Genomic DNA, 19,622 nt, shown 5'->3' with positions numbered 1-19,622 from the left:
TGTTGAAAAAATGAAAATGAAACAAAACCCGGCTGCCCTGCGACAACCGGGGGGGCAACGGTACGAGATTTAACTTAAACGAATCTTAAACAAGGCGGATTGCAGGGCGTTCCAATCGGCATTTTCGCTGTGGATCAGCTCAATGCGGCTATCGAGCGGGGCAGCCGGACGAGTTTCGATGTTGAGATCCTGGCCCTGGCGGTTGATCAGCAGTGTGCCTTCGGGGATGCGCACCACGCCTTTGGCGCGTTCGACCGGTGCCAGCCGCACCCACTCCATAAAACCTACGGTGTCGAACCGGGTTTCGCCGTCAAAAATCCAGCCGCAGCTGGTGAAGCCTTGCCCTTCGTTCAACGCCCGCCGCCAGCGGGCGTTTTCCGGTAGCCGCAACGCCGCCAATCCCTGCGTTTTCGCCTGCCCATGATGATGCTGCGCGTCCGGCAATTCTGTACGATTCGTGCGCGGAAGTGACAACAGCGCGACATCCGCCTCGCCTTGCGCGATAGCGTAGCAGGGCCGCTGCAGCGGATCCTGCGCCGTCCAGGCTGTTAGCGCCAGCCGATCTTCTGCCTGATAGGTATCGCTTTTGCTGGCCAAAATAATGTCGGCTGCGGCCAGCTGATCGCGGAAGTTTTCGTTGTCGCGGTAGCGCGGTTGGCTGAGCTGGCGCGCGTCCAGCAGGCACAGCGTCGCCTGCAGATCGATCCAGCCGGCATAGCTCTCCTGGGTCAGCAGCGACAGGATTTGTTTCGGATGCCCAAGCCCGGTTGGCTCGATCAGCAGCCGGTCCGGTTTGGCCTGCTGCAACAACATATTCAAACCCACCTGCATCGGCAGGCCGTTGACGCAGCACATACAGCCGCCGGGGATCTCTTTGAGCACCGCGCCGCTGTCCGCCAGCAGCGCGCCGTCGATGCCGATTTCGCCGAATTCATTGACCAATACCGCCCAGCGCTCATGCTCGGGTTTATGAGCCAGCAAATGGCGGATGGTGGTGGTTTTACCGCTGCCGAGGAAGCCGGTAATCAGATTGGTTTTGGTCATTAATAATTCCAGGTGCAAAAATTAACTTGCTTAATAAATGAGTTACGCTGCCGGATTGGCAAGGCCGCTGCGATTTAATTTGTGCTCTATCTCTCAAATTTTGCACGTCACCCTGCGCTTTTCAACCGACAAAATCCACTTTTCAGAACAAGAAAGTTCTTAGATAAAACCCTGTATTAGATACGGTTAACTTTTGTTAGTAGCTTGTTTTTACATTGTTAATGACGCGATTAACGATCAAATCCTGCCCCTTTCCTTGCGATTATTCCGAACAAGATCCTCTATGGTTAAATTGGCTTAACTAGAAATGAGGTTGCCATGAATATCTTTCGGTTATTTTTGATCGTAGGAATGTTGTTTTCATGGACGGCAGTGAGTCATGCAGGAGTGGCCGGCGGGGTAATTCGCTTCGTCGGTTCTATCGTTGAAAGTCCTTGCACGGTCAATATTGCAGATTCTAAGGCGAATACGCAATGTTACCGTAACGGCCAGCATTATCAGGCCCAGCAAGCGTTGTCAGGTTTTGATACTACACGCAAAGAACTTCCGCTAAATCTAGGCACAACCGAAATGAAGTGGGTAGACCAACAGAAGAAACTCGCTGTTATGACGGTCGTTTATCGTTAAGTCGTTCCACCATGCCGGCGTAACGTTACGCCGGCATGGTTATTCTCGGCTCTGCAGGCTCCTCACCGCATCACCCACTCCTTCACCGTTTCACGCGCACCGCGATCGCGCAGCGATAAATAGGCTTGCGTCACCGCTTCGCTAAACGCCGCATGCGCCGCCAGCGTTTCGCCGAATACCGATTTCAACGCCAACAGCGCCGTTACGCGCCGTCGATCGTCCGGCGTTGCGGCAACCGTCTGCAGCAGCATGTCTGCCAGCGGATCGCGAATGTCGATCGGCTCACCGGCGTCATCGACGCCGCCGATGTAACGCATCCAGCCCGCCACGCCCAACGCCAGCCCGCTATAGTCGCCGCCGTGCCGCAGATGCCAGCACACGGCATCCAGCAGGCGCTGCGGCAGCTTCTGCGTGCCGTCCATGGCGATCTGCCAGGTGAGGTGTTGCAGCGCCGGATTGCTGAAACGCGCGATAAGCTGTGCGGCATAGTCGGGCAGGCTGATGCCGGTGACGCTCAGCGTTGGCGCCTGTTCATCCAGCATCAACCGCAGGGCGGCGCGGCGGTAGTGCTCATCCGCCATGCACTCGTTGATATAGCGGTAGCCGCCCAGGTAGCCTAGGTAAGCCAGGAACGAGTGGCTGCCGTTCAGCATGCGCAGCTTCATGTGTTCAAACGGCAGCACATCGCTGACCAACTGGGCGCCGGCCAACTCCCACGCCGGGCGTCCGGCGGCGAAGTGGTCTTCCACCACCCATTGAATGAAGGGCTCGCAGGCGATGGCGCATTCGTCGCGCACGCCGCCCAGCGCGGCGGCGATCTCATCCAGCGTGGCCGGCGTGGCGGCCGGCACGATGCGATCCACCATGGTGCAGGGGAAGGTAGCGGCGCTGGCGATCCAATCGGCGAGCGACGGATCCCGCGCCTGCGCCAGATCGAGCACCGCCCGGCGCAGCACATGGCCGTTCTCCGGAATATTGTCGCAGGAGAGCAGGGAGAAGGCGGGCAGGCCGCGTTCGCGCCGCAGCCGCAGCGCTTCCACCAAAATGCCGGGCACGGTCTGCGGCTGATGCGGCCACGCCAGATCGGCGACGATCCCCTGATGCTGCCGATCCAGTCGCCCGTTGCCGGGCTCGATGCAGTAGCCTTTTTCGGTAATGGTCATCGAGACGATCGCCACCTGCGGTTCGGCCAGCTTCTCCAGCACCGCGGCGATGCCCTCCAGCTTGCGGTGCAGGCTCTCACGCACCGCGCCGATCACGATGGCCTGATGACCGTCCGCGCCTTTCTCCAGCACGCTGTACAGATGATCCTGCTGTCGCAGCGCCTCAAACAGCGGTACGCCGCCGGACAGACTGATCTCGCAAATGCCCCAGTCGCCGCCTTGGGCGTTCAGCACCCGATCGGTCAGCAGCGCCTGATGCGCGCGGTGGAACGCACCGAAACCAAGGTGCACGATGCGGCTGCGCAGGGCTCGGCGGTCATAGCTCGGTTGCCGGACGGCGCCCGGCAGCGGGGTGTTGGCGATCGTTTTCATCTCATCTCCAAAGCCTGTAAGACAGCTGGTTGGCCCCTTGCGTCAAGTTAGCGGACCAGTTTGTCGCCCTATCAACAAGGGCGCGCTGACGATATAAAACTGCGGCCAGTGTAGAGCTGTCAGCCAGTCAAATAAATTGGCCTGTCCAAAATAAGCCAGATTCGTGAAGTGGATCAACCAATCAAGGGTTCGGTTTTGACAGTGGAGGGCGAAAGAGTAAGGTAAAGATAGCTGACATCTAAATTAAACTGGTATAACAGCATTGCGGTGCGAGACAGGCATAAGGATAAAACATGGAACAAACATGGCGTTGGTATGGCCCGAACGATCCGGTCTCTTTGGACGACGTACGTCAGGCCGGGGCGACCGGGGTGGTGACGGCGCTGCACCATATCGCGAACGGCGAGGTCTGGCCGATCGACGAGATCCGCGCGCGGCAGGCGCTGCTGGCGGAAAAGGGGCTGGTGTGGTCGGTGGTGGAAAGCGTACCGGTGCATGAGGAGATCAAAACCCACAGCGGCGACTGGCGGCGGCATATCGTCAACTATCAACAGACGCTGCGCAACCTGGCGGCCTGCGGCATCGACACCGTCTGCTACAACTTCATGCCGATCCTCGACTGGACGCGCACCGATCTGGCCTATCCGCTGCCGGACGGTTCCAAAGCGCTGCGTTTCGATCAGACCGCCTTCGCCGCGTTCGAGCTGCATATCCTGCAGCGCACCGGTGCCGAGGCGGACTATACGTCAGAGGAGCGCAGTCAGGCGGCGGCCTATTTCGCCGCCATGAGCGAGGAGGAAAAAAAACGGCTGACAGGCAACATTATCGCCGGGCTGCCGGGAGCGGAAGAAGGCTATACGTTGGAGCAGTTCCGCCGGCGGTTGGCGGAATATGATGGCATCGACAAGGTGCGGCTGCGCGAGAACATGGCGGTCTTTCTGCGCGCCATCGTGCCGGTGGCGGAAGAGGCCGGCATCCGGCTGGCGGTGCACCCCGACGATCCGCCGCGGCCGATCCTCGGCCTGCCGCGCATCGTTTCCACCCTGGAAGACATGCAGTGGCTGAAACAGACCGTCGACAGCCTCCATAACGGTTTCACGATGTGTACCGGTTCATACGGCGTGCGCGCCGACAACGATCTGGTGCGGATGATTGAAACCTTCGGCGATCGCATTCATTTCACCCATCTGCGCGCCACCTGCCGCGAGGAAAACCCGAAAAGCTTCCATGAAGGGGCGCACCTGCAGGGCGATGTGGACATGGTGGCGGTGATCGAAGCGATCCTGACCGAAGAGTTGCGGCGGCAACGGGCGGGCGATCGGCGGCCGATCCCGATGCGCCCCGATCATGGGCATCAGATGCTGGACGATTTGAAAAAGAAAACCAATCCGGGCTATTCGGCCATCGGGCGGTTGAAAGGGCTGGCGGAGCTGCGCGGCGTCGAGCTGGCGCTCAAGCGGCGCTTTTTCCCGGAATTGCCGTAGCGGAAAGTGACACGGGGCCGAGCATCGGCCCCGTAGGCGCGACTAGTCGGCGCGGCTCATATAGCGGCGTTCGGCGATATGAATGCGGATCTTGTCGCCGGCGCTGAGGTATTCCGGCACGTGGATCACCAGACCGGTCGCCATGGTGGCCGGTTTGTTGCGGGCGCTGGCGGAGGCGCCTTTGATGCCCGGCGCGGTCTCGACGATTTCCATATCCACGGTTTGCGGCAGCTCCAGCGCCAGCACCTGGCCATCCAGCGTCAGCACCTGCATGCCCGGCAGGCCGCCTTCCGGAATGAACAGCAGTTCATCTTCGATCTGGTCTTTCTTGAAGATGTACGGCGTGTAATCTTCGTCGTCCATGAACACGTATTCTTCACCGTCGATATAGGAGAAGTTCACCTTGCGGCGCGACAGGGAAATGGTGTCCAGAATATCGTCGCCCTTGAAGCGTTCTTCCACTTTCAGGCCGGTGCGCACGTCGGAGAAGCGCATTTTGTACAGGGTGCTGGCGCCACGGGCGCTCGGGCTCTGCACGTCGATATCTTTTACCAGCAGCAGTTTGCCGTTGTAGCTGATCGCCATGCCGCGCTTAATTTCGTTAGCTCTTGCCATTTCAATTCATCCGCAATGAAGAGTATTAGAGAAGTTGCGACAAGGTACTCGCGCCGCCGATTTCAGGCAAGAGCCCGGCGTAAAAACAGTGCAGGAAAGGGAGAGCAGGCGCTCTCCCTTCAAGGATTACTGGAAGACCGGCAGCAGGCCGAACAGCGACAGGATATGCGCGGCGGCGTTGATCAGCCCGAACAGGATGACGAACAGAATCACGGCGCGGCCGCCCGGTGCGCGGTAACCCGCCTGCGGGTAGCGGCGGCGGCTGGCGCGCGCCATCAGCGCCGGCACGATCACCGCCCAGATGGTGGCCGCCAGCCCGGCGAAGCCGATGGCGTACAGGAAGCCGTTCGGGAACAGCAGCGCGGCCAGGGTCGGCGGCACGAAGGTCACCAGAGCGGTCTTGCTGCGCCCGACGGCGTCGTCCTTGAACTTGCAGAAGTCCGCCAGATAATCGAACAGGCCCAGCGACACGCCGAGGAACGAGCTGGCCAGCGCCATATAGGAGAAGGCGTTCAGCAGTTGACTGACGGTCTGGCTGCTGGAGACGTTGCCCATTTGCTTGAGCAGGCTGCCGATATTGCCGCCTTCGGCGATCACTTGTTTAAAGGCGTCGCGCGCGATATTGCCCTGAATCACATACTGCCACAGGATGTAGATAGCCAATGCCAGCAGGGTGCCGTACACCAGGCTGCGCACCACGGAGCCGCTGTCCTTGTGGTAGTACTTCACCAGCCCGGGAATGTTGCCGTGGTAGCCGAACGAGGTCAGCAGGTAAGGCAACGCCGCCAAGGCATAAGGCAGGTAGCTGGCCCGATCGTCGCCGCTGTTGAACAGCACCGCAGGCTGCACGTGGGTGAACATGTCGCCCACCGACATCACGAAGGTGATCACCATGCCGCCGATCAGAATGGTGCTGAGGCGATCGACCGCGCGGGTGGAGAGCCAGACGATAAATGCCACCACCAGTGCGAACACCAGGCCGGCGGTAGTCTGGCCGACGCCGACGATGCCTTCCAGCGTGTGGGCGATGATCGAGCCGCCGGCGGAGATATAGGCGTAGGTCAGGATGTACAGCACGAATGCCACCGACAGGCCATTCACGGCGTTCCAGCCTTTACCCAGCAGATCCTTGACCATGGTGTTGAAGCTGGCGCCGCTCGGGTAGTGCAGCGTGGCTTCGAGGATCATCAGGCCGGACAGCAACATGCAGGCCCAGGTATACACCAGCAGCGCGACGGAGCCGCTGAACCAGACACCGGAAGTGACGATCGGAATGGAAAACATGCCGGCGCCAACGGCGGTACCGGCAATGATCATCGCGCCGCCGAGGACGGAAGGGCGGGCCAGCTTCTGGATGGTGTCCGTAGACATGTGTGCTCCTGAAAGAGGTTCTTTTGTACTAGCTCAATGGTACATTGGTGTATGACGCATGTAAAGCAGGGGGATTGCACGTTTCACGCGTTTTTATCTTTAAAATGAGATGTTTTGGGCGTTTATTCGCCACGTGGCTAAATAAACCGGCGCCAAGCCGCCGCGAGAAGTGTGTAAAGATCGCCGAGCCGCAGGGATTCTGCTGGCGGCCGCCGCGCGCGGCTGCTATTGTCGCGCTTCTTTTCCCCAGCCCACCAGGAGTAGCGCTGATGGACTGTCGCAGCGACTGCGGCGCCTGCTGTATCGCGCCGTCAATATCCAGCCCGATCCCCGGCATGCCGAACGGCAAGCCCGCCAATACCCGCTGCATTCATTTGGATGAACAGCTGCGCTGCGGCCTGTTTCACTCGCCGCTGCGGCCGAAGGTGTGTGGCAGCCTGCAGCCGAGCCGCGACATGTGCCACGATCACCGCGATCAGGCGTTGATCTATCTCGCCAGGCTGGAAGCGGACACTGCGCCCTAAGCCTCCTTCAGCTTCCACAGACACAGCGTCGCCCCTGCCGCCATCGCCAGCGCGGCGTAAAACACCGCATGATAGCGCCAGATTTCCGCCACCGCGCCGGCGAGGGCGCCGGCAATGATCCAGCCCACCCGGATGGTATTGGTGAACAACGTGGTGGCGGTGCCGGCCTGACCGGGCATCAAATCCTGGAAATAGAGCATGCCGATCCCCGCCAGCACGCCGATAAACGCCGCATTCAGCAGCTGCAGAGCGATGAGTTGCCCGCTGCCGGTGATAAACAGCAGGCCAGCGTAGAACAGCACGCCGGCGACCACCGCCACGCGCATCAGGAAACGCTTGCCGCAGCGTTTCGCCGCCAGCCCGGCGAGCAGCATGATGGGGATCTCCAGCCCGGCGGCGGCGCCCATCAGTATCCCGGCCAGCCGTTCCGGCAGCCGCAATTCGTGCACCACATACAGCGGCATCGTGATCAGGTACATGCTGTTGGCGGTCCACATCAGGGTGCAGGCGGCGAACAACAGCAGCGAATCGCGGCGATGTTGGCGCGGCGCGGCCAGCGGGGCGCCCGCCGCCACGGCCTTTGGCATCGAAGGCAACCGCTGCCACACCAGCAGGCCGCACAGCACAAAGGCTGCCGCGCCCGCCAGATACAGGGTTTTGAAGCCGAATCCCAGCGCCAGCGCAAAGGCGATCGGCGGACCGATCACCCAGGCGAGGGAGACCTGGGCGCGCATGATGGAGGTGAACATCACCGCCTCGCGTCCGGAGCGATCGGCGTGCTCGCGCGCCAGCGCAAACATCTGCGGGTTAGCGGTGGAACCGAAGCTGGTGAGCAGTACGCCGACGAGCAGCAGCAGGTAATAGTTGCGGCTCCAGGCGAACAGCGTGAACCCCAGCGCGCCCAGCATGCAGCAGAGGAAAATCAGTGATTTGCGGTCGCCTTTTTTATCCGAACGGCCGGCTAGAAACTGGCTGACCAAAATGCCGATCACCGCGCTTCCGGTAAAGAACAGCCCGACCAGCGCCGGCCGCACCTTAACCTCGGTTTCCAGAAACAGACTCAGCGTCGGGGTTTGCAAAGCGCCGGCGATGCCGGTCAGGAACGCCACCGCCAAAAAGGCCAGCGAAGTGAGGTCGGGCGCGCGTCGCGTTACTGCGGATGAAGTCGGCATGGCGGTTGAGAATTCGTCGAAAAAGGGAGGTCGCGCGCATCATACGCCCGTTGAAAAGAAACGCAAACCGCTATCCAGCGGCGTAGGGTAAGCGAATATTTCGCGCGGCGACGAGAAAAAAGGGGCGCACCGCGCCCCGGATACTTGCCGATAAATCAGGCGCCTTGTGGCACCGCGTGCGCGGTGTTTTTCAGCGCCGGCCCCTGATACTTCTCGATCTGCAGCTGTGCCATCTGCCCGCAGTTGCCCTGCGCCAGGCTGGAAGAGCCGATGTCGAAGGTCAGGCAGTTGACGTTGCCGTTCTTGCACAGCGAGCCGGGCTGCGCCGGATCGGCCGGATCGAACCAGGCGCCTTCGCTGATGCGCACCACGCCGGGCCGCACGTCTTCGCTGACCACCGCGCCCACCAGGATCTGGCCGCGATCGTTGAACGCCCGCACCAGATCGCCGCCGCTGATGCCGCGCGGCTGCGCGTCCTGCGGGTGGATCAGGATCGCTTCACGGTCCGCCACCGCGTATTTCTCGCGCAGTGGCGTGTTGTCGAGCTGGGAATGCAGCCGGTTGGTCGGGTGCGCGGTATTGAGCGACAGCGGATATTTGGCCGCTTCCGGCCCGCGATACCACTCGTGCGGCGGCATCCAGGTCGGGATGCCGGGGCAATCCGCATAATGCATTTTGGCGATGGCGTCGGAGTAGATCTCGATCTTGCCCGACGGCGTGCCCAGCGGGTTCAGCAGCGGGTTGTCGCGATAGTCGGCAAAGCGCACCCACTGCGTGTTGGCCTCCGGCACCGGGAAACGCACGTAGTTATTGGATTGCCAGAACATGTCGAACGGCGGCAGCGCCACCCGCGCGGCGCGCGCCTGGTTCTTCATGTCGTCGTACATGCCTTTCAGCCACTGGGTTTCATCCTTGCCCTCGGTGAAGGCTTCCTGCACGCCCAGCCTGGCCGCCATCGCCGAGAAGATGTCGAAGTCGCTGCGCGACTCGTGCTGCGGCGGCACGCATTGATGCATCGGGAACACGTAGAGCTGCGAATAGTCGCCGCCCATCTCCAGATCGTTGCGCTCGTAGCTGGTGGTGGCCGGCAGCACGATGTCGGCATGCTTGGCGGTGGCGGTCCAGTAAGGCTCGTTGACCACGATGGTGTCCGGCCGCTGCCAGGCTTTGACCAGGTTATTGGTGTCCTGATGCTGGTGGAAGGTGTTGCCGCCCGCCACATACACCATTTTCACCTCGGGGTAGGTGACCTTGGCGCCGTTGAAGTCGATGGTTTTGCCCGGATTGCTCAGGCATTCGGCGATGCGCGCCACCGGGATCGGCGCCGGCGAGTTCTTCGGCGCGTTGCCGGCCGAGATGCCGGCGATGATGCCGCCTTTGGCGGTCGGGCTGCCGCCGGAGGAATAGTGGTAGCTGAAGCCGAAGCCGCCGCCCGGCAGGCCGATCTGGCCGAGCATCGCCGCCACCGTCACCAGCAGCCAGTGCTGCTGTTCGCCGTGGTGCTGGCGCTGAATGCCCCAGCCGCCCATGATCATGGTGCGGTGTTTCGCCATCTCGCGCGCCAGTCCGCGCAGCGTATCGGCATCGACGCCGCTGATGTCGGCCGCCCATTCGGCTGTTTTCTCCACGCCGTCGCTCTTGCCCAACAGGTAGGCCTGGAACTTGTCGAAGCCGACGGTGTAGGTTTTCAGGAAGTCCGGGTTATGCAGCTTCTCGGTCAGCAGCGTGTGGGCGATGCCGATCAGCATCGCGCCGTCGGTATAAGGACGCGGGGCGATCCACTGTGCATTGACGAACTTGGCGCTGTCGCTGTGCACCGGATCGATGCTGATCACCCGGGTGCCTTTCTTCTTCAGCGCCTCGAAGCCGGTCTGGCCGACGTGATCCGGCACGTTCCAGCTGTTTTTCAGCGTGACCATCGGGTTGCAGCCCCACAGGATCACCAGCTCGCTGTTCTCGATCACGTTCGGCCAGGCGGTCTGCTGCTCGTAGACCTCCATCGAACCGACCACGTGCGACATGATCACCTGCGCCGCGCCGGTGGAGTAGTCGCCGGCGTAGCCGAGGAAACCGCCGGTCAGGTTCATCAGGCGCTGCAGCAGCGTGCGGCTGTTGTGCAGCATGCCGACGCTTTTCCAACCGTAGGAACCGGCGTAGATCGACTGCGGCCCGTGATCTTTTTGCAGGCGAACGATCTCATTGCACACCAGCTCGGTCGCTTTGTCCCAGCTGACGCGCACCCACTCGTCGCGGCCGCGCAGTTCGGTGCGGCTGCCGGGGCCGCCCTCCAGCCAGCTTTTGCGCACCATCGGGTATTTGATGCGGTTCTCGGCGTGCACCTGATAAGGCGCCATGGTGATCAGCTCATTCGGATACGGATCGTCCTGCACCGGCTGCACGCCGACCATCTTGCCGTCTTGCACGATGGCTTCAAACGCGCCCCAGTGAGCGCCGGTCAGAATGCCTTTCTGCGCCTGACGCAAGACGATGAACTGCGGCAGCGCTTCGCTGATGGCCTGCGCCAGCGCCGCTTTGGGCCATAAGCCCGCCAGCAGCGGGGCGGTGGCCAGCGCGGCGGCGCCGGTCAGGAAGCGGCGGCGGCTCATGGTTAACGGTTGTTGGTTGCTCATTGCGCTTCTCCCTTAAAGCTTGGCCGGTGCGGCAGGTGGCATGTCGCTGGCGTGTTTTTGTACGTATTGCGTCAGCACGCGCAGCTGTTCCTGTGTCAGCGAAGTGCGCGGCGCCATGCCTTTGATGACGCCGATCCATTGGTTGGCGTTGAAGCGATCGAGCGCGGTCAGCCCGTGGCAGCCGGTGCAGTTGGCCGACATCATGTCTGCGGCGTAGCGCCAGATTTTTTGCTGATCGTCGATCAACTGTTTGCGCGGCAGCCACACCTGCAGAGAAACCTGATGCCAGACCAGGCCGGTTTCCGCATCGGTCTGGGTGGCGGCGGTCTTCAGCTGTTGGCGTGCGTCTTCACCCAGCAGCACGCTGAGGATGCGTTTGCCCTGCGCGGCGTAGAACACTTCGCTGACCCCGTCCTGCTGCCAGCCGCTGACGGTGGCCAGCACTTTGTCGCCATCCTGCTTGACCACCTGCACTTCGGTGGACGGCATCAGGTTGCCGGCGTTATGGCTGTCGTTGGCGCCGAGGAAGAACGGCTCGGTGGCGATGGTGTAGAGGGTGGTGGCGTCCGGTGCGGTCAACGCCGCGGCCTTCGCCAGCTCGGCGGCGCCAGCCTGGGTTTCGCCGCTCATGTCCGGCAAGATATGCGCCACGCCCTTGTGGCAATCGATGCAGGTTTCGCCCTGTTTGATCGCCACCGGGTGCTGCAGGCGCGCTTCAGGGCGCTGGGCGGTGATATCCATGGCGTCATAGCTGTGGCAGGAGCGGCAGGTGGCCGAGTCGTTCTCTTTCAGCGTTTTCCAGACCGACTGCGCCATCGCCAGCTTGTGCGCTTCGTATTTCTCCGGCGTATCGATGGTGCCGACCATCTCGCCGTAAATGTCTTTCACCGCGCGGATTTTGGTCCACAGATAATCGATCGGCTGGTGCGGCACGTGGCAGTCGGCGCACTCGGCGCGGATGCCCTTGGTGTTCTGGAAGTGGACGCTGCCCTGATATTCGGCCAACGGTTGTTGCATGGTGTGGCAGGAAACGCAGAAGGCGGTATCGCTGGTTTTATGGAATACGGTGGCGGTCCCGGCCAACAGCGCCGCGCCGAGGATAATCCCCAGCAGCAAAAGCCATAGCCATCCCCACCGACGCTTTTTTTCAAAGCCAGTCAGTTTTTTGCTCATGGTAAACCCGCTTATAATTATGAATTTAAAATAAAATCTTGCCAAAAGGCCGCCGACCGGAGGTCAGAATGCCACGTCGAGTGCAGGGATAATGATAGAAGAGGGTTAACCCCATAGGGTTATCCGTAGTCAAAAAAATGGCGTATATCGCAAAAAATAGCGTTATATTCTAATTTATATAACGGTGGGGCGATGCGGCAGGGGAAGCGAGCGCAGCACGCGCTCGCACTGGATCAGACCGCTGGCAGGTAGGCTTGGCCGCTCAGCCACAGGCGGATAGCGGTGCGGCTGGCTTCGAAATGGGGTTCCGGCAGGGCTTCAGGCGTGCACCAGCGCCACTCGGCGCATTTCTCGGGTTCTTTCAGCTCGGCTGCGCCGCCGGGGTGGGCCACCTGCAGGCAGATAGACACCGTGTGTTTGCCTTCGGCGCGCCAGGTCTGCAGATTGTTGCTGACGCCCACGAAGCGCGGCGGATCGATGAGCAAGCCGGTCTCTTCGGCGATTTCGCGCTGGGCGCACTGCTCGAAGGTCTCCCCGGCCTCCAGATGGCCGCCGGGAATCGACCAAAAGGGCGCGTGGGAACCGCAGCGTTTGCCCAACAAAATCTCGCCTTGCGGGTTGACGATGATCACCCCGACGCCCGTCACTACGTTCATGCTTTTCTCCGTCAGCAAAGTTTCAGCACCAGTATGTCATTTTGCCCCGGCGCTGACCAATGCGCCGGCGAAAGTGTGCGTAAGCTCAAAAATCTGCAATGGCGAAAGGGAGAAAACTTGCTTTCGCCTTGCGCTGCTCACACACTCCTTGAAACGTTTCAGCGTTATCCCGCCGCTTGTGGTCAGCGGATAGCGCTCCTTTTTCTCAATGAAGCTGAAACGATTCAATTCAGCAGGAGAGGAGAATCATGTTCCAGTTGTCACCGCAAGACATTCATCTGGGCGCCGCGGCTACCGGTAAGCAGGAGGCCATCCGTCAGGTGGCCGCCGCCCTGACCGAAGCCGGCTGCGTCAGCGCCGGCTATGTAGACGGCATGCTGCAGCGCGAACTGCAGACGTCCACCTATCTGGGTAACGGCATCGCCATTCCGCACGGCACCACCGATACCCGTGATCTGGTGTTGAAAACCGGCGTGCAGGTGTTTCAGTTCCCGCAGGGCATCACCTGGGGAGAAGGCCAGACCGCCTATGTAGCGATCGGCATCGCCGCCCGTTCCGACGAGCATTTGGCGCTGCTGCGTCAGCTCACCCACGTGCTGAGCGATGACAGCGTGGCGGAGCGGTTGGCGAAAACCACCTCTGCGGAAGAGCTGCGCAGCCTGTTGATGGGCGAGCAGCAGAGCGCCGAATTCCAGTTTGACGTCTCGCTGATTGCGCTCGACGTCGCGGCCGACAGCCTGATGACGCTGCAGGCGCTGAACGCCGGCCGGCTGCAAAAGGTCGGTGCGGTCAATGCGCAGTTCGTCAGCGATGTCATCACCCGCAGGCCGCTGAACCTGGGGCAGGGTATCTGGCTGAGCGACAGCGTTGAAGGCAACCTGGCCAGCGCGGCCACCGTCAGCCGACCGGCGCAGGCTTTCGTGGAAGACGGCGAGCCGGTGGCGCTGCTGCTGACGGTGTCGGTCGCCGACGCGCAGCCGCTGGCGGTGCTCAATTACCTCAGCGATCTGCTGCTGGCCAATAAAGCTGAACGCTTGCTGAAGGCGGATGCCGCTGGCGTGCTGGCGCTGCTGACCAGTGAAGTGGCCGAGGAGAGCAGCGTGCTGAGCGCCGAGTTCGTGATCCGCAACGAGCACGGTCTGCACGCGCGGCCGGGCACGGCGCTGGTTAACGTGATCAAAAGTTTCAACAGTGACATCACCGTCACCAACCTGGACGGCAGCGGCAAGCCGGCCAACGGGCGCAGCCTGATGAAGGTGGTGGCGCTGGGCGTGAAGAAAGGGCACCACCTGCGCTTTACCGCCAATGGAGAAGATGCTGAAGCCGCGCTGAAGGCGATCGGCGAAGCGATTAATGAAGGACTGGGCGAGGGCGCAGCATGAGCAGAAGAGTAGCAACGATCACCTTGAACCCGGCGTACGATCTGGTGGGTTTCTGCCCGCAGATCGAGCGCGGGGAAGTCAACCGGGTAAAAACCGCCGGCCTGCACGCTGCCGGTAAGGGCATCAACGTCGCCAAGGTGTTGAAGGATTTAGGCATCGACGTCACCGTCGGCGGCTTCCTGGGCAAAGACAATCAGGACGGTTTCCAGCTGCTGTTCAGCGATCTGGGGATCGCCAACCGCTTCCAGGTGGTGCCGGGCCGCACCCGTATCAACGTCAAGCTGACGGAAAAAGACGGCGAAGTGACCGACTTTAACTTCTCCGGTTTTGAAGTCACGCCGCAGGACTGGGATCGTTTCGTCAGCGACTCGCTGAGCTGGCTGGGCCAGTTCGATATGGTGGCGGTGAGCGGCAGCCTGCCGGCCGGCGTCGATCCCGATGCGTTTACCGACTGGATGACCCAGCTGCGCGCCAAGTGCCCGTGCATCATTTTCGACAGCAGCCGCGAAGCGCTGGTCGCCGGGCTGAAGGCCTCGCCGTGGTTGGTCAAACCGAACCGCCGCGAGCTGGAAATCTGGGCCGGCCGCCCGCTGCCGGCGCTGGCGGACGTGGTTGAGGCCGCGCATGCGCTGCGCGAGCAGGGCATCGCCCACGTGGTGATCTCCCTCGGTGCGGAAGGCGCGCTGTGGGTTAACGCTTCCGGCGCCTGGATCGCCAAACCGCCGTCCTGTGAGGTGGTCAGCACCGTGGGTGCCGGCGATTCGATGGTCGGCGGCCTGATTTACGGCCTGTTGATGCGCGAATCCAGCGAACACACCCTGCGTTTGGCCACGGCGGTAGCGGCGCTGGCGGTCAGCCAGAGCAACGTCGGCGTGACCGATCGTCCCCAGTTGGCCGCGATGATGGCGCGCGTCGATCTGAAACCTTTCAATCAATAGCAGGAGGCAGAATGAAAACGCTGCTGATGGTAGACAGTTCGTTGGGGCAGGCCCGTGGCCACCTGGCGAAACGCATGCTGGAGGCTGCCGCGGCCAAAACCGGCCTGACGCTGGTCGAGTCGCTGCAGGATGCCGAACTGGTGGTGGTGGCAGGGCAGACTGCGCCTGCTGACGCCGGGCTGAACGGCAAATTGGTGTATGTGGGTGAGGTAGAGCAGGCGGTGCGTGAACCGGAGGCTTTTCTGGCACGGGCCAAGGCCGAAGCTGAAACCTATCAGGCGCCGCAGGCGGCGGCGGTGAAAGCCGCCGGGCAAAAACGCATCGTGGCGATCACTGCCTGCCCGACCGGCGTGGCGCACACCTTTATGGCCGCCGAAGCCATTGAAAGCGAAGCGAAGAAGCGCGGCTGGTGGGTGAAGGTGGAAACGCGCGGCTCCGTGGGCGCCGGCAACGCTATCACTCCGGAAGAAGTGGCGGCGGCGGATTTGGTGATCGTCGCGGCGGACATCGAAGTGGATCTGGACAAATTTGCCGGTAAGCCGATGTATCGCACTTCGACCGGCCTGGCGCTGAAGAAAACCGCCCAGGAGTTGGACAAGGCGCAGGCCGAGGCGGAAGTGTTCCAACCGCAGCAGCGCGGCAACGCGGCGCCGGCGGCGAAAAAGAAAGAGGGCAACGGCCCGTATCGCCACCTGCTGACCGGCGTGTCTTACATGCTGCCGATGGTGGTGGCAGGCGGGTTGTGCATCGCGCTGTCGTTCGTGTTCGGCATCAAGGCGTTTGAAGTCAAAGGCACGCTGGCGGCGGCGCTGATGCAGATCGGCGGCGGCTCCGCCTTCGCGCTGATGGTGCCGGTATTGGCCGGTTTCATCGCCTTTTCCATCGCGGATCGTCCGGGGCTGACGCCGGGCCTGATCGGCGGCATGCTGGCGGTGAGCACCGGCGCCGGTTTCCTCGGCGGTATCATCGCCGGCTTCCTGGCGGGTTACGTCGCCAAGGCGATCAGCAGCAAGCTGCGTCTGCCGCAAAGCATGGAAGCGTTGAAGCCGATCCTGATCATTCCGCTGGTTGCCAGCCTGATCACCGGCCTTATCATGATTTACGTGGTCGGCACGCCGGTGGCGAAGATCATGGAAGGCCTGACCCATTGGCTGCAATCGCTGGGCACCGCCAACGCAGTGCTGCTGGGCGCAATCCTCGGCGGCATGATGTGCACCGACATGGGCGGCCCGGTGAACAAAGCGGCCTACGCGTTCGGCGTCGCGCTGCTCAGCTCCTCGGTGTATGCGCCGATGGCGGCGATCATGGCGGCGGGCATGGTACCGCCGCTGGCGATGGGGCTGGCGACGCTGCTGGCGCGCCGCAAGTTCCCGAAATCCGAACAGGAAGGCGGCAAGGCGGCGTTGGTGCTGGGGCTGTGCTTTATTACCGAAGGGGCGATTCCATTCGCCGCCCGCGATCCGATGCGCGTGCTGCCGTGCTGCATTGCCGGCGGGGCGCTGACCGGCGCGCTGTCGATGGCCTTCGGCGCCAAACTGATGGCGCCGCACGGTGGGCTGTTCGTGCTGCTGATCCCGGGCGCGATTTCGCCGGTGCTGTTGTACCTGGTGGCGATCGCTGCAGGCACGCTGCTGGCGGGGGTGACGTACGCCCTGCTGAAACGTGCTGAAGCGCCGGTAGCCGCCGCGGCGTAAGCCTTGCCGATACCGCAAAACGCGCAGCCTCGAGCTGCGCGTTTTTGTTTGTGTCTTAGTCGGTTAGCACGATTTACCCCTAGCCAAAAATCACAATGCTTTCTACGCTGATAGCGCGACTTTGTTCCTGCGAACAAGGAATGACTCAAGGAGATTCATCAGTGGCTAAAAAAGTGGCGATCGTACTGACATCCGGTTTCGCCGATTGGGAATACGCGCTTATCGCCGGCGTTGGCGGGCCGTTTTATGGCTTGGATGTGGCGTTTTTTGCGCCGGAGGCCGGAAAGCTTCGCTCACAGGGCGGGTTGACGGTGGAAGTGGCTCGCGGCGTCGCCGTATTGGCGGATTGGTGCCCCGAGGTGCTGGTGGTGGTCGGCGGCACCCTGTGGGAAACCGAGCGGGCGCCGGATATCAGCGCGCTGCTCAACGAGCAGCTGCAACGCGGCGCGACTGTGGCGGGCATTTGCGGCGGAACGCTGGCGTTGGCGCGGGCCGGCCTGTTGAACGGCAGGGCGCACACCTCCAACGATGCCGAGTTTTTGACGCGCCATGTGGCGGGCTATACCGGGCAGCGCCGTTTCGTTGCGAGCGCCGCCGCCGTGGCGGATGACCGGGTCATTACGGCGCCGGGATCGGCGCCGGTCAGCTTTACCACCGCGGTGTTCAGGGCTGCGGGCCTGGATGAAGAAACGCTGCGTCAGTTCAGCGCCATGCTGGCGGCGGAGCACGCGGTGAAGGAAACCGCCCGCGCTTAGGCGAGCGGCCAGGGGAGGGTTACTGCTGCGCCTTCAGCCAGGCGATCTCTTCGGCCCAGATATCCGGGTTTACCGTTTCCAGAATCAACGGAATATTGTCGAAACGCGGATCGCGCATGATGTAGCTGAACACCGTTTTACCGATGTTGCCTTCCCCCAGGCTGTGGTGGCGATCGACGCGGCTGTTGAACTCGCTCTTGGCGTCGTTCAGGTGCATGCCGCGCAGGTAGTTGAAACCGACGATGTCGCCAAGCTGCTTAAAGGTGCGCTCGCACTCTTCTTCGGTGCGCAGATCGTAGCCGGCGGCGAAGGCGTGACAGGTGTCGATGCAGACGCCGACGCGGCTTTTGTCTTCCACGCCGTCGATGATCGCCGCCAGATGTTCGAATTTGAAGCCCAGATTGCTGCCCTGGCCGGCGGTGTTCTCGATCACGGCCGTCACGCCGGCGGTTTTATCCAGCGCGATGTTGATCGATTCGGCGATGCGCGCCAGGCACTTGTCTTCATCGATTTGCAGCAGGTGGCTGCCTGGGTGGAAGTTCAGCAGCGTCAGCCCCAGCTGTTCGCAACGCTGCAGCTCGTCGATAAACGCTTCGCGCGATTTTTCCAACGCTTCGGCCACCGGGTGCCCGAGGTTGATCAGGTAGCTGTCGTGCGGCAGGATCTGCCCCGGCCCGAAGCCGTACTGGGCGCAGGCGCTCTTGAACTTATCGATCACGTCGGCGGCCAGCGGCGCGGCCTTCCATTGACGCTGATTTTTGGTGAACAGGGCGAACGCGGTCGCCTCCAATTCGTGCGCGCGGATAACCGCTTGATCCACGCCGCCTGACGCGCTGACATGTGCACCGACAAACTTCATCTTCATTCTCCTGTGTTATCGGTGACATTATGGCATTGATGGCGGGCGGAATAAATGCGGCCCGCCGAAGCGGGCCGCAGAAGGGGAGATTAGAACCAGTGTTGCACCAGCTGATTTATCGCGGCGCCGCCGACCAGCAGCCAGACGAACAGCAGCGTAGCCAACAGAATCGGTTTCATCCCGGCCTGGCGCACGGCGCTGATGTGGGTGGTCAGCCCCAGCGCCGCCATCGCCATCGCCAGCATCCAGGTGTCGGCGGTGATCAGGTGACGCACCAGCGTGGCCGGCAGCAGGTTGAAGGAGTTCAACCCGGCGACGGCGATAAACAGCACGGCGAACCACGGAATGGTGATGGCGGATTTTTCCGCCTTGCCTTCGCCGCCGCGGCTGATGTAGCCCGACAGCAGCAGCAGGAACGGCGCCAGCATCATCACGCGAATCATCTTGGCGATCACCGCCGCGTTTTCGGCGTCAGGGCCGATGGCGTGCCCGGCGGCGACCACCTGAGCCACTTCGTGAATGGTGGAGCCGGCGTAGATGCCGAAGGTTTCCTGGCTGAACGGCAGCCACTGGAAGTGTTCATTCAACTGATACAGCCACGGGTAGGCGAAGATCGCCAGAGTGCCGAACACCACCACGGTCGAGACCGCCACCGCCACTTTGCTGGAGTCGGCCTTCAGCACCGGCTCGGTGGCCATCACCGCCGCCGCGCCGCAAATGCTGCTGCCGGCGCCGATCAGTATCGCGGTCTGGCTGTCGATGCCGAACACTTTTTTGCCGAGCCAACAGGCCAGCAGGAAGGTGGTGGTCAGGGTCAGCGCGTCGATGATGATGCCGCTGGCGCCCACGTCGGCGATCTGCTGAAAGGTCAGCCGGAAGCCGTAAAGGATAATACCCAAACGCAGCAGACGCTGTTTAGCCAACTGTACGCCGCTGTGGCAAGCGGTTTGCCAGCGCGGATACAGCGTGTTGCCCACCAGAATGCCGAGCAGGATCGCCAGCGTCAGCGCCCCCAGCCCCAGCTCCGCCACCCAGGGAATATCGCCGGCCCAGACGGCCAGCGCGGTGAGCGCGCCGGTCAGCAGCAGCCCTGGCACCAGCCGCGGCAGGCCGAACAGCGGAAAGCGTCGCTCGGGATAAGTGTGAGTGGTATCAGTCGCCAT

17 protein-coding genes are annotated in these 19,622 nt (G+C 62.0%); 7 read left to right on the top strand and 10 right to left on the bottom strand.

The window, feature by feature from the left end; translation table 11 throughout:
- Positions 1-69 precede the first annotated feature (69 nt).
- A complete protein-coding gene (locus GKN89_RS06030) occupies positions 70-1,044 on the bottom strand; it encodes a GTP-binding protein (protein ID WP_154746537.1) in 975 nt (324 codons plus the stop codon).
- A gap of 318 nt (positions 1,045-1,362) precedes the next feature.
- On the opposite strand from GKN89_RS06030, the gene GKN89_RS06025 reads away from it, so the two are divergent.
- The gene (locus GKN89_RS06025; RefSeq protein ID WP_019453631.1) at positions 1,363-1,671 is read left to right on the top strand and encodes a type 1 fimbrial protein; all 309 of its coding nucleotides are present in this window, start codon (positions 1,363-1,365) and stop codon (positions 1,669-1,671) included.
- A gap of 62 nt (positions 1,672-1,733) precedes the next feature.
- Here the strand turns inward: GKN89_RS06025 and GKN89_RS06020 are convergent, their stop codons facing one another.
- The gene (locus GKN89_RS06020; protein ID WP_154746536.1) at positions 1,734-3,206 is read right to left on the bottom strand and encodes a mannitol dehydrogenase family protein; all 1,473 of its coding nucleotides are present in this window, start codon (positions 3,204-3,206) and stop codon (positions 1,734-1,736) included.
- 293 nt (positions 3,207-3,499) lie between these two features.
- On the opposite strand from GKN89_RS06020, the gene uxuA reads away from it, so the two are divergent.
- Complete coding sequence (uxuA, locus tag GKN89_RS06015) at positions 3,500-4,690, top strand: mannonate dehydratase (RefSeq protein WP_154746535.1); 1,191 nt, start codon at positions 3,500-3,502, stop codon at positions 4,688-4,690.
- A gap of 42 nt (positions 4,691-4,732) precedes the next feature.
- Here the strand turns inward: uxuA and yeiP are convergent, their stop codons facing one another.
- The gene (gene yeiP, locus GKN89_RS06010) at positions 4,733-5,305 is read right to left on the bottom strand and encodes an elongation factor P-like protein YeiP (RefSeq protein WP_004935725.1); all 573 of its coding nucleotides are present in this window, start codon (positions 5,303-5,305) and stop codon (positions 4,733-4,735) included.
- Positions 5,306-5,431: 126 nt separating this feature from the next.
- A complete protein-coding gene (gene mtr, locus GKN89_RS06005; protein WP_019453628.1) occupies positions 5,432-6,676 on the bottom strand; it encodes a tryptophan permease in 1,245 nt (414 codons plus the stop codon).
- Positions 6,677-6,945: 269 nt separating this feature from the next.
- On the opposite strand from mtr, the gene GKN89_RS06000 reads away from it, so the two are divergent.
- Positions 6,946-7,200 carry a YkgJ family cysteine cluster protein gene (locus tag GKN89_RS06000; RefSeq protein ID WP_019453627.1) on the top strand — a complete coding sequence of 85 codons (255 nt, stop codon included), beginning with the start codon at positions 6,946-6,948 and terminating at the stop codon, positions 7,198-7,200.
- Here GKN89_RS06000 and GKN89_RS05995 read toward each other — a convergent pair.
- From GKN89_RS05995 to GKN89_RS05980, 4 genes are all read right to left on the bottom strand, one after another.
- On the bottom strand, positions 7,197-8,372 hold the full coding sequence (locus tag GKN89_RS05995) for a sugar efflux transporter (protein WP_025160184.1): 1,176 nt from the start codon (positions 8,370-8,372) through the stop codon (positions 7,197-7,199). The genes GKN89_RS06000 and GKN89_RS05995 overlap by 4 nt on opposite strands.
- Positions 8,373-8,527: 155 nt before the next feature.
- Positions 8,528-11,002: a trimethylamine-N-oxide reductase TorA gene (gene torA / locus GKN89_RS05990; protein WP_154746534.1), complete on the bottom strand. Its 2,475-nt coding sequence runs from the start codon at positions 11,000-11,002 to the stop codon at positions 8,528-8,530.
- 12 nt (positions 11,003-11,014) lie between these two features.
- Positions 11,015-12,175 carry a NapC/NirT family cytochrome c gene (locus GKN89_RS05985; protein ID WP_060559953.1) on the bottom strand — a complete coding sequence of 387 codons (1,161 nt, stop codon included), beginning with the start codon at positions 12,173-12,175 and terminating at the stop codon, positions 11,015-11,017.
- Positions 12,176-12,408: 233 nt separating this feature from the next.
- Positions 12,409-12,831, bottom strand: coding sequence for an NUDIX hydrolase (locus GKN89_RS05980; RefSeq protein ID WP_019453623.1), 423 nt, complete (start codon positions 12,829-12,831; stop codon positions 12,409-12,411).
- A gap of 248 nt (positions 12,832-13,079) precedes the next feature.
- Between GKN89_RS05980 and fruB the strand changes: the two genes are divergently transcribed.
- The 4 genes from fruB (at position 13,080) to GKN89_RS05960 (ending at position 17,600) form a co-directional block, all read left to right on the top strand.
- Positions 13,080-14,213, top strand: coding sequence for a fused PTS fructose transporter subunit IIA/HPr protein (gene fruB, locus GKN89_RS05975; protein WP_019453621.1), 1,134 nt, complete (start codon positions 13,080-13,082; stop codon positions 14,211-14,213).
- Positions 14,210-15,151 (top strand): 1-phosphofructokinase, encoded by a 942-nt coding sequence (fruK, locus tag GKN89_RS05970; RefSeq protein ID WP_004935702.1) that lies wholly within the window; start codon positions 14,210-14,212, stop codon positions 15,149-15,151. The genes fruB and fruK overlap by 4 nt, the downstream gene beginning before the upstream one ends.
- A gap of 11 nt (positions 15,152-15,162) precedes the next feature.
- Positions 15,163-16,845, top strand: coding sequence for a PTS fructose transporter subunit IIBC (fruA, locus tag GKN89_RS05965; RefSeq protein WP_154746533.1), 1,683 nt, complete (start codon positions 15,163-15,165; stop codon positions 16,843-16,845).
- Positions 16,846-17,006: 161 nt separating this feature from the next.
- Positions 17,007-17,600: a DJ-1/PfpI family protein gene (locus GKN89_RS05960; RefSeq protein ID WP_370520167.1), complete on the top strand. Its 594-nt coding sequence runs from the start codon at positions 17,007-17,009 to the stop codon at positions 17,598-17,600.
- A 19-nt stretch (positions 17,601-17,619) separates the two neighbouring features.
- On the opposite strand, the gene nfo is transcribed toward GKN89_RS05960, so the two are convergent.
- Complete coding sequence (nfo, locus tag GKN89_RS05955; protein WP_016926988.1) at positions 17,620-18,459, bottom strand: deoxyribonuclease IV; 840 nt, start codon at positions 18,457-18,459, stop codon at positions 17,620-17,622.
- An 89-nt stretch (positions 18,460-18,548) separates the two neighbouring features.
- Complete coding sequence (locus GKN89_RS05950; protein ID WP_154746531.1) at positions 18,549-19,622, bottom strand: YeiH family putative sulfate export transporter; 1,074 nt, start codon at positions 19,620-19,622, stop codon at positions 18,549-18,551.

It is taken from the genome of Serratia sp. YC16 (assembly GCF_009707615.1).
GTDB classification, from domain to species: Bacteria; Pseudomonadota; Gammaproteobacteria; order Enterobacterales; family Enterobacteriaceae; genus Serratia; species Serratia surfactantfaciens.
This window is presented reverse-complemented; position numbering and strand designations above follow the sequence as displayed.